This is a genomic window from Roseovarius sp. YIN77, assembly GCF_057219155.1.
This window is the reverse complement of sequence record NZ_JBXVVI010000014.1, coordinates 13,219-28,375: the sequence shown is the minus strand read 5'-3', so window position 1 is coordinate 28,375 and position 15,157 is coordinate 13,219. Positions and strand designations below refer to the sequence as shown.

General features: G+C 53.3%; 15 protein-coding genes. 5 read left to right on the top strand and 10 right to left on the bottom strand.

Annotated elements, in window-relative coordinates:
• Positions 1-80 precede the first annotated feature (80 nt).
• Positions 81-1,019 (top strand): alpha/beta fold hydrolase, encoded by a 939-nt coding sequence (locus AC2D8P_RS12270; protein WP_484703042.1) that lies wholly within the window; start codon positions 81-83, stop codon positions 1,017-1,019.
• On the opposite strand, the gene AC2D8P_RS12265 is transcribed toward AC2D8P_RS12270, so the two are convergent.
• From AC2D8P_RS12265 to AC2D8P_RS12255, 3 genes are all read right to left on the bottom strand, one after another.
• The gene (locus AC2D8P_RS12265; protein WP_484703041.1) at positions 1,009-1,854 is read right to left on the bottom strand and encodes a C40 family peptidase; all 846 of its coding nucleotides are present in this window, start codon (positions 1,852-1,854) and stop codon (positions 1,009-1,011) included. The genes AC2D8P_RS12270 and AC2D8P_RS12265 overlap by 11 nt on opposite strands.
• A complete protein-coding gene (locus AC2D8P_RS12260) occupies positions 1,851-3,236 on the bottom strand; it encodes a leucyl aminopeptidase family protein (RefSeq protein WP_484703039.1) in 1,386 nt (461 codons plus the stop codon). The genes AC2D8P_RS12265 and AC2D8P_RS12260 overlap by 4 nt, the downstream gene beginning before the upstream one ends.
• A gap of 67 nt (positions 3,237-3,303) precedes the next feature.
• Entirely contained in the window at positions 3,304-3,897 is a 594-nt protein-coding gene (locus AC2D8P_RS12255; protein ID WP_484703038.1) for a thymidine kinase, read from the bottom strand.
• A 381-nt stretch (positions 3,898-4,278) separates the two neighbouring features.
• Between AC2D8P_RS12255 and AC2D8P_RS12250 the strand changes: the two genes are divergently transcribed.
• Complete coding sequence (locus AC2D8P_RS12250; RefSeq protein WP_484703037.1) at positions 4,279-4,743, top strand: hypothetical protein; 465 nt, start codon at positions 4,279-4,281, stop codon at positions 4,741-4,743.
• Here the strand turns inward: AC2D8P_RS12250 and hrpB are convergent, their stop codons facing one another.
• Positions 4,744-7,185, bottom strand: a complete 2,442-nt coding sequence (gene hrpB, locus AC2D8P_RS12245; protein ID WP_484703036.1) for an ATP-dependent helicase HrpB — start codon at positions 7,183-7,185, stop codon at positions 4,744-4,746.
• Positions 7,186-7,308: 123 nt separating this feature from the next.
• Between hrpB and meaB the strand changes: the two genes are divergently transcribed.
• The gene (gene meaB, locus AC2D8P_RS12240; RefSeq protein ID WP_484703035.1) at positions 7,309-8,286 is read left to right on the top strand and encodes a methylmalonyl Co-A mutase-associated GTPase MeaB; all 978 of its coding nucleotides are present in this window, start codon (positions 7,309-7,311) and stop codon (positions 8,284-8,286) included.
• A 127-nt stretch (positions 8,287-8,413) separates the two neighbouring features.
• The gene (rpmB, locus tag AC2D8P_RS12235) at positions 8,414-8,701 is read left to right on the top strand and encodes a 50S ribosomal protein L28 (RefSeq protein ID WP_484703033.1); all 288 of its coding nucleotides are present in this window, start codon (positions 8,414-8,416) and stop codon (positions 8,699-8,701) included.
• A 74-nt stretch (positions 8,702-8,775) separates the two neighbouring features.
• On the opposite strand, the gene AC2D8P_RS12230 is transcribed toward rpmB, so the two are convergent.
• Both AC2D8P_RS12230 and AC2D8P_RS12225 read right to left on the bottom strand, forming a co-directional pair.
• Positions 8,776-9,186, bottom strand: coding sequence for a GFA family protein (locus tag AC2D8P_RS12230; protein ID WP_484703032.1), 411 nt, complete (start codon positions 9,184-9,186; stop codon positions 8,776-8,778).
• Positions 9,187-9,208: 22 nt separating this feature from the next.
• Positions 9,209-10,423, bottom strand: coding sequence for a flavin-containing monooxygenase (locus AC2D8P_RS12225; protein ID WP_484703031.1), 1,215 nt, complete (start codon positions 10,421-10,423; stop codon positions 9,209-9,211).
• Between the two features lie 165 nt (positions 10,424-10,588).
• On the opposite strand from AC2D8P_RS12225, the gene AC2D8P_RS12220 reads away from it, so the two are divergent.
• Complete coding sequence (locus tag AC2D8P_RS12220; protein ID WP_484703030.1) at positions 10,589-11,026, top strand: copper chaperone PCu(A)C; 438 nt, start codon at positions 10,589-10,591, stop codon at positions 11,024-11,026.
• Positions 11,027-11,029: 3 nt separating this feature from the next.
• On the opposite strand, the gene AC2D8P_RS12215 is transcribed toward AC2D8P_RS12220, so the two are convergent.
• The 4 genes from AC2D8P_RS12215 to AC2D8P_RS12200 all read right to left on the bottom strand — a co-directional run bounded on the left by AC2D8P_RS12215 (position 11,030) and on the right by AC2D8P_RS12200 (position 15,132).
• Positions 11,030-11,938, bottom strand: coding sequence for a response regulator (locus AC2D8P_RS12215; RefSeq protein ID WP_484703029.1), 909 nt, complete (start codon positions 11,936-11,938; stop codon positions 11,030-11,032).
• A gap of 244 nt (positions 11,939-12,182) precedes the next feature.
• On the bottom strand, positions 12,183-13,559 hold the full coding sequence (locus AC2D8P_RS12210; RefSeq protein WP_484703028.1) for an L-serine ammonia-lyase: 1,377 nt from the start codon (positions 13,557-13,559) through the stop codon (positions 12,183-12,185).
• Between the two features lie 13 nt (positions 13,560-13,572).
• Positions 13,573-14,271, bottom strand: coding sequence for a glutathione S-transferase family protein (locus AC2D8P_RS12205; RefSeq protein ID WP_484703027.1), 699 nt, complete (start codon positions 14,269-14,271; stop codon positions 13,573-13,575).
• Between the two features lie 78 nt (positions 14,272-14,349).
• Positions 14,350-15,132 carry a methyltransferase domain-containing protein gene (locus AC2D8P_RS12200; protein ID WP_484703026.1) on the bottom strand — a complete coding sequence of 261 codons (783 nt, stop codon included), beginning with the start codon at positions 15,130-15,132 and terminating at the stop codon, positions 14,350-14,352.
• Positions 15,133-15,157 lie beyond the last annotated feature (25 nt).

The window sequence follows — 15,157 nt, the reverse complement described above, 5'->3', positions numbered from 1 at the left end:
TACGGTTGTTCACAATCGGGATTAAAAACCATGTGTCGACCACAAACACAATGGATTGCAGGACGAGGCAGAATTTCGACATGACTTGGATAATCGTGATCGGGGCCATCTTTATTGGTTTGTTGATGTGGCCGGTTCTTTTGGAGTGGCGGCGAACATCGGTGGAACAGCTTCGGCACACCCGCTCAGGACAATTGGCGCATCTATCCCAGGGGCTGACTTACTATCAATGGTCTGGCCCAGAAGAGGGGCCGGTCATTGTTTGTGTGCATGGCCGCACCACCCCATCTTATGTATGGGACGGTGTTGTAAGTGAACTCACGTCGCGCGGATACAGAGTTTTGACGTATGATCTATACGGGCGCGGGGTGTCAGACCGGGCCAAAGGCGCGCAAACCGGTGCGTTTTTCGAACGTCAATTTCTGGATCTTCTGGACGATCAGAATATCCGCACACCGGTGGTTTTGCTTGGTTATTCGATGGGTGGTGCAATTGCTGCTCATATCGCAGCCAATAATCCAGAACGTGTGGAGCGCGCGGTTTTCATCGCCCCTGCCGGGTTGGGTTACGACCCTGGCGGAACGTCAAGGCTCTTTGCTCGTGCAGGGCTGTTGGGAAACTGGCTGCAGATCATTTTGGCGGGTAAGTCTCTGCGCGGCTATGTCGCCGAAGAGGCAGAACGGGTTGTGCCGGTTGTCCCTGATATTCACCAGCGAATGGCCCAGGAAACCTATAGCAAAGGGTTTGCAATGGCGGATTTATCGAGTGTTCGTCATTTGCTGAAGGGGGATTTGGCGACGCAGCACCAGAAGATTTCGGAAAATGGAACGCCGGTGCAGATCGTTTGGGGGGAGGATGACGATCTCATACCTTTGAGCGGACGCGACTGGTTGCAAAACATCAATCCCGCAGCAACGCATGTTGTGATCAAGAACTGCGGACATGAAATTCCGTATGCCTACCCAGAGAAACTGGTGCAGCATATTTCGGAATTCTTGGGTGGGGCACCTAAGCGTTGATCCTGCGGTGAGAGGTCACAAGGCCGCCAACCTGTTTCTCTATCCGCTGAATGGCCTGATCAATGGGTTCGTAAGCGACAGCCATGTGGTGGGCATTTGCGTGGATCAGTGTGTGCTGATCCACCGCCATTGCAACGTGACCTTTCCAGAAAAACAGATCGCCTCGTTTGGCATTAGTGCCGGGTTGTAAAGCCTCTCCCAGCGCGGTCTCTTGCAAATCACTGTCGCCGGGGCAGGGAATGGCGCAGGCCAGAAAGCTTGCCTGTACCAATCCGGAACAATCGATACCAAAGGCCGAATTACCACCCCACAGGTAGGGCGCGCCCAGAAAGGTTTCAGCAACTTCAACCGGATCGGCGGCATTCTCTTCAATCACTGCGATGTGTTGAATGGGAATAAAGCCATGTGATGTCTTGGCGAAGGAGCCCTCGATTGCAGTCACTTCCACGAGGGAGCCATGAGATATCGACAGCACTTCCTGACTTTTCAGGTCGGGAAGCGAATAGGCGTGAGTGCAGCGGGCAACAATCTGATGGGTCGGTAGAATAGGTGCGGCTATTGCCTCTTCGGCGATATAACCGACATAGCCGTCGCGTCTGGATCTGACAAATGCGTGGCCCTCATGTCGTTCGAAAACATCCAATGCCCACCCCAACAAAAGCTGCCTGTCGCGTTTTCCGTTTGGTGCGTCTAATAAATCCGCTACCGGAATCGAGACAGTGACCGAGTCTGGCGAGACGTAAGTCTCTGCCGTCACGTGTCCTTTTAGCGCGACATCAGCGATACGCCCGTTTGCGGCGGTCAGGCGGCGGTCATATCTAGGCGGAAGGGTCATAGGTCTAATATACCGGGCAATGCATCCAAGATGGCACGCGCGCCTTGCCCAACACCGCCTTTGGGTCTGGCGGGGGCTGCATTGGGTTGCCAGCCGTAGATGTCGAAATGTGTGTAGCTGGGGCAATCATCAGTAAATCGACGCAAAAACAGGGCGGCTGTGATCGCACCTGCAAACCCACCTTTGGGCGCATTGTCCAGATCGGCGATCCCGGGTTCGATCATCTTTTCATACGGGGTGTGAAAAGGCATGCGCCAAACAGGGTCAGCCACACGGCTTGCAGCGGCTTGCAATGCGCCAGATACGGCCAAGTCATCGGTGAAATACGGGGCAAGATCAGGGCCGACTGCAACACGTGCTGCGCCGGTCAGGGTGGCCATTGAAATGAGCAAATCTGGTTTTTCTTCGGACGCCAAGGTTAGGGCGTCTGCCAATACCAGTCGACCTTCGGCATCCGTGTTGTTGACCTCGACCGTTAGCCCGTTGCGGCCAGTTAAAATATCTTGTGGACGAAAAGCATTGCCCGCGACACTGTTTTCCACCGCTGGGATCAGCACCCGCAACTGAACGGGAAGGTTGAGGCCCATGATCATATGTGCAAGGCCTAGAACCGTTGCCGCGCCGCCCATGTCTTTCTTCATCAACCCCATGGAACTGCCGGGTTTCAGGTTCAGCCCACCCGTGTCAAAACACACGCCCTTGCCAACCAAAGTAATCGTTGGCCCCGCATCCCCCCAACGCATATCAAGTAAGCGCGGCACGCGGGTCGAGGCGCGACCGACCGCGTGAATAAGCGGGAAGTTCAAATCCAACAGACCGTCCCCACGTATGATCGAGGTATCGGCACCATGTGCGACCGCAAGATCGACAAAGGCGGATTCCAGTTCCCCGGGGCCCATATCAGAGGCGGGCGTGTTGATAAGATCACGAGTCAGGCATTCACCTGCGGCAATAACTTCCAATCGTTCTGCCTGAATGTCATCAGGGGCAACCAATCTGGCACGGATGCTGGATTGATCGCGATATTTGTCAAATGCATATTGCGCGAATAGCCATCCCAACGCTTCGGTTTCAATCGCATCGTCAGATATTCCTTCCGCGATGCGGTAAACCCCCTCTGGCAGTTTGGAGGCCGCCGAAGCAAGTGAAAAGCGTGATCTTTCACGCGCTGCCTGCGTCCCGTATCCCGCAATCGCCGCAGCGAGTTGCCCATGTTGATTAGGTATGAGGCAAACATCACCGATGGTGGCTTTAAACCCTGTGGCCGCTATCCAGTTGGCGACCGCCGGTGGCCGAGTTTGGCTCCAACTGTCCAAGTCTGATGACTGAACGACCGTCAGCGGGATCGCATTGTCGCGGTCAATTGCAAATTTGGGTATCATAAGCGTGGTCCTGGATATGTTTCCAACAGCCTATTGCAGCCAGCTTGAGCTGCAACAAAAGATTGCGTCAGTGCGCACCGATACAGTCACCGACGGCTTCGCGCCAATGACGACGGCAAAGGGATTGGTAAGTTTCATTGCCGCCGATTTGCACTTGGTCGCCATCCGTTACTGAATTTCCGTCAGCGTCACGCCGGACAACCATTGTTGCCTTTTTGCCGCAGTGACAAATGGTGCGCACCTCCCGCATTTCGTCGGCCAGTGCCAGCAGAGCGGCCGAACCGGGAAACAGTTCGCCGCGAAAATCAACGCGAAGACCATAGCACATAATCGGGACGCGCAGGTCGTCTACCGCTCGGGCCAACTGCCAGACCTGCTCTTTTGTCAGAAACTGTGCCTCATCAATAAAGACACATGAACAAGGACCTGCCGACATTCGTGTTTCAATCTTTTCGAAGAGGTCGTCATGCTTTGTGTATGTCTGGGCTGCTTCGCCTATTCCGATCCGCGATTCGATCCGGCCCTCACCAGCTCGGGTGTCAAATTTCGCTGTCATCAGAAAGGTTTGCATGCCCATTTCATGATAATTGTGCGACGCCTGCAGCAACACCGTCGACTTGCCAGCATTCATTGTTGAGTAATTGAAATAGAGTTTAGCCATGGCACAGATATGCCCCACCGAGTGATGAGTGCAAGAGCCAGTCTGAAAACACTGTGGTGGGGACGCTGTGCGTACTTGTTACTTAATTTGCAAACCCATCAGTCAAACAAATATAAGGACCGTTGGCTAAAAAGCCTGGGGATGGAACGAGTCCCGTTTAAAATATCTAACTGACGGGTCCACTGCGCTGCTGCCAAAATAAGGCTCCATCACTCCCACATAACGGACACACAGCGGACCCCCACCACCCGACGTTGGGAACGCCGGCACTCACACGATCCTGAACTAAGGATCGCTTTATAAATGACAAATGCGCGCAAGCAGATTAATGGGAAAAGAGTATTCCATTTCCCCGTTAAGGGCTTTTGGCAGAGAGGGTGCATGTCAACAGTTGGTCGTTATCTCAAGAAACACACGGAAGCATTGGTCAAAGATGTCGGTATAGAGACAGCTTGTAAGCTATCCGGAAAGTCCAAGGCGACGCTTGGCCGGTATTATTCCGATGCCGAAGAACACAGTGATCGCTTTATGCCGATTGACACAGTTGCAGCATTGGAGGCTGAAGCCAGTTATCCCCATGTAACAAGTGCATTGGCCGAACAGCGCGGTATCACCATGTCTTATGATGATGCTCGCAAGAACTCGGACGCGCAATCGGGTGGCGTCAACGCGGATGTGATTGCATTGTCTCAGCGATTTGCGATGTTGATGGCGGAATACAATCAGTCCATCGAGGACGGCATCATCACCATCAACGAAGCCAAGCGTCTGCTGCGAGAGACACTCGCGCTACAGCATGTGCTGATGGATATGAAACTGCATCTTGAAGACGAGGCCGTTACCTGATCAGCTACGCCTTTTGGCTTTCAGCGTAGGATCTGCCACGGTTGGATCCTCTGGCCATGGGTGTTTGGGATAGCGCCCTCGCATATCTTTGCGAACATCGGCGTAAGAGTTGACCCAAAAGCCGGGCAGGTCAGTTGTGACCTGAACCGGGCGATGCGCTGGCGACAGCAATGTGATGCGAACTGGTGTCCGGTCGGGACCAACGGTTGGATGCTGCGTGATGCCAAACATTTCCTGCAATCGCACTTCCACCCCCGGCGTGGCATTATCGTAACTCACCGGAATGCGCCGTCCCAACGGGGTTTCGAAGTGACTTGGGGCGAGCTCATCCAACTTTTGCATCTGCGACCAATCGAGCATGGCGCGTAATGCAGGAAGAACGTCAAAGGCGCGCAGCTCTGCTTCAGAGGTCATTGCAGGCAAATGCGGTAATAACCATTCGTCCATGCTTTCTTGCAGAACAGATAGCGACATGTCTGGAAAACCGCTGCCGCCTGATCGAACCAATTCAACCCGATCGATGAAACGCTGTGCGGCTTTGCCAATCGGAAGCCCGATATCCCGGTACCCATCCAGACAGGCCGCCGCAATCTGATCTTGCGGCGCGTCATTCCAGTTGCGGTCCGAGAGCACCAATGCGCCGAAACATTCTTGTTGCCTGGCGATCACGCGCCGGTGGCGTTTGGACCACATTGCCTGGTTTTGCCACTTGATCTGTGCACCGTAGATCGCGCGAAGCTCTGCCTCTGCTATGGGGATCGCCATGCGAATCCGTGCTTCTTTTGCGTGCCCGTCAAGATCGACGGCGACCAACAGTCGCTGACCAGCCATCGGATCATTGTCATCCATCTTGGCGCCTTTCCCACCAGACAGGATCCATCGTGGCGCGTCTCCGTCTCGGCGCAGGCCAATTCGATCAGGATATGCCAGCGCCGCCATTTGGGCGGGGCTGAGGGAGGAGCATCGTTTTGGCGCGAGCTTTGCCAAACGGCGCGCTTCGACCTTGATACGTTTAAGGGAAGGGGCCGCATTGTCGTGATTAGAGTGAATTTGGTTTGAGTGGGTCAGCATATCCAAGCGCATCTGTAAATCTACATCCCGAACGCGCAGCGGATCTCGATCGGCCAATAGTGCGGCCATCAGGGCCGCCTCTGACCCCGCAGTAGTGACCATATGTGCCAATCGCGGATGAAGCGGTAGCCTTCCCAAAGCACGCCCATGTTCTGTTAGGCGTGCCTGTTCGTCCAACGCACCAAGGCCATGCAATATTGATTGTGCCTCTTTAAACGCGCCTACATTTGGCTGAGACAGAAAAGACAATGTCGACGGGTCAGAAGCCCCCCAAATTGCCAGCTCTAGAGCGAGCTCGGTCAGATCTGCCACGTCGATTTCTGCAGGGGGATAGGGGGACAATCTGCCCTCCTCCCCTTTGGTCCAGAAACGGTAACATTTGCCCGCAGCAACCCGGCCAGCGCGCCCCTGACGTTGGTGGGCTTCGGCTTTGGTTACGCGTTCCGTTACCAGCCGGGACATTCCTGATCCGGGGTCGAACCGTGCGCGTCGTGCCCGACCGCCGTCGATCACAACACGAACATCCTGTATCGTCAGGGAGGTTTCAGCGATCGAGGTGGCCAATACGACTTTGCGACCAGACGCCAAAGGCTGAATGGCCTTTTGTTGATCTTTGAACGGTATGGCGCCGTAAAGGGGCTGAACAATACACTCATTCGGCAGGTCCAACATCGAGGCTGTTCTGCGAATTTCAGGCTCGCCGGGCAGGAAAACCAGAATGCCCCCCTCTGTTTCCAGCGCGGCGGTTTCAATCAACCGGGCAATCCCGGTTTCGTATCGTTGGTTGGGGGGAACGGGCTTGTTGAGCCACCGCGTTTCAACTGGATAGGCTTGGCCCTGTGACGAAATTGTGGGGGCACCGCCCATCAATTGTGCCACGGCATCGGTGTCCAGCGTGGCAGACATAACCAGAAGGATCAGATCATTCCGCAAGGCATCGCGAATTTCCAGACTTAGCGCTAGGCCCAGATCAGCATTCAAGGATCGTTCATGAAACTCGTCAAAGATTATCGCGGAAACTCCGGGCAATTCGGGATTTGATTGAATCATTCGGGTCAGAATGCCCTCGGTCACTACCTCAATTCGTGTGGCCTTGCTTGTTTTGGCCTCGCCCTTGATACGGTATCCAACGGTGCCACCGACGTGTTCCCCCAGATTTTCGGCCATCCGCTCCGCTGCTGCGCGTGCGGCCAACCGACGCGGTTCCAGCATTATGATGCGCCCCTCAACCAATCCGGCGTCGATCAGGGCCAAAGGCACCTTGGTCGTCTTACCCGCACCGGGCGGAGCCTGAAGAACGGCCTGTCTGTGATCCTGTAAGGCCTGGATCAAATCTGGTAAGACGTCGTCGATGGGAAGAAATGGTTGCATCAATATTCCTGTACTTGGCCAGATGTGCCTGAGCGACGGCTGGCAGGCAAGACCGATCAACGCTTTTCAAATCGCGGACTGAACGGCATAAGGTCAAAACCAAAGGAAATGGGCAACAAAGATATGGCACAGGATTTGGCAACGCGCGTGTTAAATGGTGAACGCCGTGCTTTGGCGCGGGCGATCACGCTGATCGAAAGCGCGCGTGGTGATCACAGGGCAGAGGCGTTGGAATTGCTGCGGGATGTCAGCGGAACAGATCGCCAGGCGTTGCGGATTGGTTTGTCGGGCACGCCGGGAGTTGGCAAATCGACGTTCAGTGAGTCGTTTGGCATGATGCTGGTTGGTATGGGGCTGAAGGTTGCTGTTCTTGCCGTTGATCCCAGTTCGGCACGCTCTGGCGGATCGATTTTGGGGGACAAGACGCGTATGGATCGCCTCTCCCGAGAGAAAAACGCATTCATCCGGCCTTCGCCCAGCCAAACGCATTTAGGCGGCGTTGCCCGGCGCACCCGGGAGGCCGTGACGCTGTGCGAGGCGGCAGGGTATGATGTGGTTCTGATTGAAACGGTCGGCGTTGGCCAATCTGAAACCGTTGTGGCGGAGTTGTGTGATATATTCGTGTTACTGATGGCCCCGGCCGGTGGCGATGAGCTGCAAGGGGTGAAGCGCGGGATCATGGAAATCGCCGATCTGATTCTCGTCAATAAGGCCGATGGCGATCTGAAACCGGCGGCCACCCGGACTTGTGCCGATTATTCAGGCGCTTTGCGCCTTATGCGTAAACGCGCAGAAGACCCAGCTGGATTTCCCAAAGCCACGGCAATATCGGCATTGGAAGAATCAGGTTTGCAAGCGGCCTGGGCAGATATGCAGGATCTAAGCAATTGGCGACAGGAAAATGGGCATTGGGCGGCCCGTCGGGCGCGTCAATCGAGGTATTGGTTCGAAGAGGAGGTGCGGCAGGGGTTGTTGGCAAAGCTGCATAAAGACCCAGATTTGCACAGCTTAATGCAATCCTTGGGGGCAGAGGTCGAACTGAATCAAAAAACCCCATCTGTTGCTGCGGCGCATTTGCTGAACAGCTTTAACAAAAACTGATGAATCGCTTGACGACAGAGAGTATTGGACGTAAATCCCGCCCTTGAGGAATTGCGGGCGCTGCCAATGCGGCGCCCATATGTGTTATGGGCCACAGCACGGCCCGATTGAGACGAAGGATAAAGCCATGTCGCGCCGCTGCGAACTGACCGGAAAAGGCCCGATGGTTGGCAACAATGTCAGCCACGCTAACAACAAAACCAAGCGTCGCTTTCTGCCGAACTTGAATGACGTGTCCCTGCAATCTGAAGTTCTGGGCCGCACAATCAAGCTGCGGATTTCTGCTGCAGCTCTGCGCAGTGTTGATCACCGCGGCGGACTGGACAAGTTTCTGGCAAAAGCCAAAGACAGCGAACTGTCTGACAACGCGCTGAAGGTCAAAAAAGAGATCGCTAAGGCACAAGCTGCTGCTTGAGCAGTTGTTCACGACTTTTGATGAAACCCCGTCCATTTGGCGGGGTTTTGTTTTTTAGGGTGCCACAGACCGAACTATCCCGGATTTCCACCGAATTTTTTACTGCCTGGGACGCCTGAAAACCAAGGCACAGACGAATGCGTCCAGCATTCAAACTGCGGGGTTAGATTTAGGCGCTGCGCAAGCGTTCCGAGCCGGATATTGAATGTGACTGGTGGGCCATCGGCGTTGGTCGCGTAGATGCCGGACCCACAACTTCCACAAAACGCCTGAATTCGACCATTTCCACTATCGCCAATTTTAACGTATTCTTTTGGTATTCCACGGGTCATTTTGAAATCACCCGCTGGAATAATGGCAATCGTCCGAAACGCAGAGGCTGACAGGGCCTGACAGTCGCTACAATGACAAATGCCAACTTTGGATGGATCCAGCTCGGCCTCATAAGTGATCTCGCCACAGTGGCAGGCGCCTGAAACTTTCATAGTCGACCTTTCATTTCCCGGATCATGCAGTTTGAGATTTAATCATTTCGGCGACGACCCCAGCATCCTCGCCCACCCCATAAAGAAGCGCAGATTTGCGTTTGCGCAGGAAATGCTGACCGACGAAATACAGACCCTCTACCGCGTCACTTTTACCATCGGTCTGGGAAGGGAATCCGCCCTCATCAAAGGCCTCTGCCCATGGAAGCCAGGACTGATAATCGGGCCGAAATCCTCCGGTGAACAAAACTGAGCCGAAATCAGACAGATCGATTGAGGAAGGCGAAGTGCCTGAAAATGATTCTGGGTCAGGCATATCTGGTTGGGGCATGCCTTGTTCCGCTGCGAAGGCCAAAATCACGTCGCGCAGTTGGAGGTAACGCTGATCGCCCCATTCAACACTTTGCTGTAGGTCATCGGCGAATTGGGCCTTGTTGCCCTTACATCCCAAGAAGCGGCCCGCCAGAGTTATCCCCTGATCACGAAGCAGGCGAAGATTAAGGTCATGACCGCCCCCGTGTCCTGTGGCCAGCACATTGGCGAATAGACGTGCGTCTTGTGGTAGGTCCGCGGCCTGTGCATCCATGAAACCAGATTCAGATAACCACCAGAACAGGTCCTTGTCAGCGATCCGCCGTGGCGCCCATGGCGCGCGGCCGCAGGCAAGAACGACCTCTCGCCCCTCTTGGCGGAGCTCTTCTGCGATCTGACACCCTGATTGCCCACTGCCGATGATCAGGATTCCCCCGTCGGGTAGATCGGCATTGCAGGTGAAGTCAGACAAATCGAGTTTTGACAGATAATTGGGCAATTGATCCGCCCCTGCCGGATGCAATGGTTTTTGAAACGCACCGGTCGCGATAATTAGGAATTTTGATCGCCAGTGATCCTGGTCTGTTGCTATGTCGAAGTCTTGCCCCGCCCCTCCGGAGACATTTCGGATTGTCACATTTTCCTGCACTGGTGCACCAAAGCTGCGCGCATAGCTTTCAAGAAATTCGACGATTTGATCCCGTGGCAAAAAACCATCAGGGTCATCGTCGTCATAGGTGTATCCCGGAAGCTGCATCGACCAGTTTGGGGTGACGAGGCAAAAACTATTCCATCGGCGCCTCCAGCTTTCACCGATATTGCCACGTTCCAAAATGACGTGATCGACGTTTCGTTTGGTGAGTTCGTAGCTGGTAGAAAGCCCCGCTTGGCCCGCGCCGATGATCACAACATCAGTGTTTCGCATCCCATTCCCCTGTGTCCCAACACGGAAAGTGTATCATGGTGACTGGATAAGTCGACTAAACTAGGGTTCTCCGCAACTTATGCTTTAGGAGCGACAATCTGTTCCTTGAACATTCACCCGAGACACATGATATCGAAGATGTAATTGTTTGGTGGGTGCGCGCGAATGCCATTGAAAGCCTTGGGTGTCTCAGTTTTTGTTCTGATAGCTGGATTGCTTCCAGCTTGGGCATCCGACATCGTGATCGTCGATGCTTATGCGCGCGCATCTAGCCCTGCGGCAAAGGCTGGAGCCGCCTTTATGGTCGTTGAAAACAAGGGCCAAGTTGGTGACCGACTGATACGTGTTTCATCCGAAGTGGCGGTGCGTACCGAACTCCATACTCATACAGTAACCGATGATGGCGTTATGCAAATGCGCCATGTAGAAGGTGGTCTGGACGTCCCGGCGGGTGGTCAACTTGTGCTGCAAAGGGGCGGACACCACGTGATGTTCATGGGTCTACTACAAGGCTTTGAAAACGGCGAGAGCGTGACAGTGATCCTGACATTCGAAGAGGCAGGTGATCTTGAGGCCGTGATTCCGGTAGATCTGGAACGCTAAGATTTAATCGAACGCATTCGTCGCGGCAGATAACAAATCTGACGGCGAATCTGGGTAGTCGTCAACGCCAACGGGCCGGCCAATCAAACATGTAATGGACGGTGCGAGCACAATGTCGTCGCCATTTCGTTGATCTTCCAAAGTTTTATCAATATCAACTTTTGCTTGAATGCGATCAAATGGGCCACTTTTGTGCAGGATGATGACAAGATCTCCGCCCCCGGAATGGCTCATCAAGCGGATACTGCTTTTTTGACTTAGGGTGATGGCTTCAGCCACGTTGGAAAGCATCCTGTAAAAGTCGCCCGATGACATGCTTTGCTGTAGCTCAGCCGTGTTGGCAACCCGCACGCAGACGGCCAAGACATCTTCGTCACGGCTGCGATAGAGCTGATCAAGGTAGTTGTGCATGGCCAATGTGCTGACCATTCCGGTGACGTTCAGCAGTTGGAGCGGGGCGAGCAAATCAATGCTGGTCGGTTCAACAAACTTTGAAACGGTCTTGGGCTTCTGAACCTCTGGGGTTTGCCCTTTATTGTCACGCCCGGCATCCGCATTTGTCAGACGTTCGTTTAAATCGTTCAGATCAAAAGGTTTTGTGACGTAGTCGGTGGCACCCGCCGCGAATGCATGATCCAGGCTTTCCCCATCCGATTTAGCAGTCAGCATGATTATCGGCGTGAATTTGTAACGGGGAATTGCCCTGATCTGTGCGCAAAGCTCAACGCCATCCATCTGTGGCATCTGAATATCGAGTAAAAAACAGTCAAACTGATCTTGGGTTTCTTGAATTGCGTCCAAGGCCGCGCGACCCGATGACACACAGGTTACATCCTCGTAGCCCATATTACGAAGCGCTGCCGACAGGACTAACAGGATATCCTGATCGTCGTCGACCGAAAGCACTTTCATTTACGGACCCTTTCAGATGAGTTCAATATTTAGCTTACGTTACGTAGCCCCAATTTGAAAGGTGCTGCATCGCGAAGCGGTTTTGATTGGAATTCGAAACCCAATGGCGGCATAAAATCAACGTTTACCCGAATAAAACAACATTTACCGACGAATTAGAAAAAAATTGATGTGCTTTGGCAACAAGTTTTATCTGACGAATATCTTTGTCTGATTTTTGCGAAGCGCGAAATATTCTTAGTTTCTAACAATTTGGAATGTTCACTGCCAAGCCGCCCAACGAAGTTTCCTTATAATTCGTGCTCATATCCTCGCCAGTTTGGCGCATCGTTTCGATTGCGGCGTCCAAGGGAACAAAATGCGTCCCATCCCCACGAAGCGCCAAAGATGCTGCGGATACCGCTTTGATGGCACCAAGGCCATTTCGCTCAATGCATGGAATTTGCACAAGTCCTTTAACGGGATCACATGTCATGCCCAAATGGTGTTCGAGCGCAATTTCTGCCGCATTTTCAACCTGCTCTGGTGTTCCGCCCATTACTGCGCAAAGGCCCGCGGCCGCCATGGCAGAGGCCGAACCAACTTCGGCCTGGCATCCACATTCGGCCCCGGAAATAGATGCGTTGTGCTTTACTAGGCCGCCAATAGCTGCGGCGGTCATCAAGAAATCACCTATTTTTGTATTTGACGCGCCGGGGACATGGTCGAGCCAATATCTGACCACCGCAGGAACGGTGCCTGCCGCGCCGTTGGTGGGTGCTGTCACGACTTGGCCGCCGGCGGCGTTCTCTTCGTTGACCGCCATCGCATATACGCTCATCCAATCATTGATTGTATGGGGTGCGCTTTGGTTCAATCCGCGCTCTTCGATCAGTGCGACGTGAATGCTTTTGGCGCGTCGACGAACTGAAAGCCCACCTGGAAGGATACCCTCATTTGCCAAGCCGCGATTTATGCATGCATTCATCACATCCCAAATACGCCCTAGGTCATGATCAAGTTCAGAGTTGCTGCGTTGAACAAGCTCATTGGCACGTTTCATTTCAGCGATGCTCAACCCGGACTGGGCGGCCATTTCAAGCATTTGTTTTGCGGATTTGAACGGATAAGGGTATTCACCAGCTTGCCCTTTTTCATTCTGACTTGACTGAAGTTCATCCTCGGTTACGACGAACCCGCCGCCGATAGAGTAATAGGTTTCTTGTGTTATCACATCGCCCTGAGCATCCGTGGCCATCAAGATGAGCCCGTTGGCATGACCAGCAAGCGCCGGTCCGTAGTCAAAAATCAGATCACTGTCTGGATCGAAATTCATTTCAGGAAGGCCGTCGACGTTAATTTTCTTTGTCCTGCGGATTTCTTCCATCGCGATTTCTGCGCGATCGGCATCATAGCTTTCTGGTTGAAATCCAGCGAGCCCCAGAATGACCGCCCTGTCGGATGCATGGCCTACGCCAGTATAGGCCAGCGATCCATGAAGTGATCCCTTGAACCCAGAGGGTTGGAAAGGGCTCGAACGAAGCCGATCCAAAAAATGCGCTGCCGCAACCATTGGCCCCATCGTGTGGGAAGAGGAGGGGCCAATACCAATTTTGAACATGTCAAAAACAGATAGAAACATATCATGCGTCCTTTCAGGTGGCACTGCCTTCCGGCGGTTGCGCATAAATGGGTGCAGAAAACGGGTTTGAACCTAAGCCTTCTGCATGTGCGGCTTTAATTGTTGCATCGCGCGTCTCCAACCGTTTGGCAAGCGATTCCAGCGAGGGATATTCAGATAGCGTAAACCAGCCCGCCCATTTTACCGGATACAGCCCCAACCAGCGCAACAGGCAAGCGATATAGTAGTCAAAAGCGGATGGTTCAGCTGCGTTAAACCAGGTGTGACCTTGCTCTGCAGCGGCCTCGAACTGAACCAGGTGATCCAGCAATCTGCTGCGGACAAGAAGATGATGCTGGTCATGGGCGTCTGGTCCCGACGTGTATTTTTCTGGATAAAACAGCTGGCGCAAATCGGCATGCAAGCCATTCGATGCATAAAACAACCATTTTAGATAATCGCCTCGGTCAGGCGCACTCACGGAGGGCGCCAGTTGCCCATGCGTGTCGGTCAACCACAACAAAATGGCTGCCGTTTCAAAGATTGGACCATTCGGCGTCAACAGCGTCGGGATCAGTCCGCGAGGGTTCAGTTTTTTGTATTCAATGCTGTTTTGTGCGTTTGAAAGCCGATCGAGGAGTTGGGCTTCGAACGGCAACTTCATCTCTGTCAACACCAGTCGGATGATCAGCGATGCGTTGTCAGGAGCGTAGTATAGACGATAGGGTATCATGCTAATGTGATATGGGGTTTCTGGAAAGATGGGGTAATGAAAACGACGTCTGCGATATGTAATGAGACGGACATAAGTTCAATTTCTTGGTCGCCGGGCGCGTACAACGATATGCGTGATTGAGAAGAAAAACCTGCCATCACGTGCAAGATCGAATTGTTCCTGTGCCCAGCATTCTATCTCTTTCGGTTCCATCAGTTCATTCTGGGTCACAAATGACTTGATCAGGTGTAGCATCATTACGGCCAAACCATCCGGGCGTAGCACATGATCAACGAAAGTAACGGGCGTCAGTGAGATGTCTGTGAACCCGCTATCTCTGAGCAATGCTGGCAGTTTCTGAGGAACACAACGATCACTGAAATGGTTATCCCATGCGCTTTCCACCCGTTTCATGCGCTTTGGATTTTCACTGAACCAGATCAGGCTGTCCCAGTGGATGTCACTGATGACCAAGATGCCATCAGGCCTTAAAACCCGCTTCAACTCATCCAGCGGTTTGTGCAAGTCGGTTAGATATTCAAATACCTGAACTGATACCGCCTTATCGATACTTTGATCCGGCACCGGTAAATCATCTGACGAACCTTCACGTATTTCAATTTCGCTGATTCCTGCGCAGCGTTTCATTGCAGTGTTTCGCATGTCGCGGCTCGGATCCAGGCCGATGACCTTACCGCCAATGCCAACCGCGCGCGCGATTTCCTGGAGCAACAAGCCGGTGCCGCATCCTAAATCCAAAACGATTTCACCGGGCCGGAGGTCTAGCGCGTCAAAACTTGCCCGTCGCCGACGAATGACATCAGAACCCTGATAGGCATTATCGAGTATCTGTGCAGTTTCAGCGTCAAATTCCAGCATAGGTTTTCCTAAATCTACACAGATA

Coding starts and splice junctions, on each gene's coding strand:
- AC2D8P_RS12270 (WP_484703042.1), top strand. CDS start 81: ATGACTTGGATAATCGTGATCGGGGCCATCTTTATTGGTTTGTTGATG.
- AC2D8P_RS12265 (WP_484703041.1), bottom strand. CDS start 1,854: ATGACCCTTCCGCCTAGATATGACCGCCGCCTGACCGCCGCAAACGGG.
- AC2D8P_RS12260 (WP_484703039.1), bottom strand. CDS start 3,236: ATGATACCCAAATTTGCAATTGACCGCGACAATGCGATCCCGCTGACG.
- AC2D8P_RS12255 (WP_484703038.1), bottom strand. CDS start 3,897: ATGGCTAAACTCTATTTCAATTACTCAACAATGAATGCTGGCAAGTCG.
- AC2D8P_RS12250 (WP_484703037.1), top strand. CDS start 4,279: ATGTCAACAGTTGGTCGTTATCTCAAGAAACACACGGAAGCATTGGTC.
- hrpB (WP_484703036.1), bottom strand. CDS start 7,185: ATGCAACCATTTCTTCCCATCGACGACGTCTTACCAGATTTGATCCAG.
- meaB (WP_484703035.1), top strand. CDS start 7,309: ATGGCACAGGATTTGGCAACGCGCGTGTTAAATGGTGAACGCCGTGCT.
- rpmB (WP_484703033.1), top strand. CDS start 8,414: ATGTCGCGCCGCTGCGAACTGACCGGAAAAGGCCCGATGGTTGGCAAC.
- AC2D8P_RS12230 (WP_484703032.1), bottom strand. CDS start 9,186: ATGAAAGTTTCAGGCGCCTGCCACTGTGGCGAGATCACTTATGAGGCC.
- AC2D8P_RS12225 (WP_484703031.1), bottom strand. CDS start 10,423: ATGCGAAACACTGATGTTGTGATCATCGGCGCGGGCCAAGCGGGGCTT.
- AC2D8P_RS12220 (WP_484703030.1), top strand. CDS start 10,589: ATGCCATTGAAAGCCTTGGGTGTCTCAGTTTTTGTTCTGATAGCTGGA.
- AC2D8P_RS12215 (WP_484703029.1), bottom strand. CDS start 11,938: ATGAAAGTGCTTTCGGTCGACGACGATCAGGATATCCTGTTAGTCCTG.
- AC2D8P_RS12210 (WP_484703028.1), bottom strand. CDS start 13,559: ATGTTTCTATCTGTTTTTGACATGTTCAAAATTGGTATTGGCCCCTCC.
- AC2D8P_RS12205 (WP_484703027.1), bottom strand. CDS start 14,271: ATGATACCCTATCGTCTATACTACGCTCCTGACAACGCATCGCTGATC.
- AC2D8P_RS12200 (WP_484703026.1), bottom strand. CDS start 15,132: ATGCTGGAATTTGACGCTGAAACTGCACAGATACTCGATAATGCCTAT.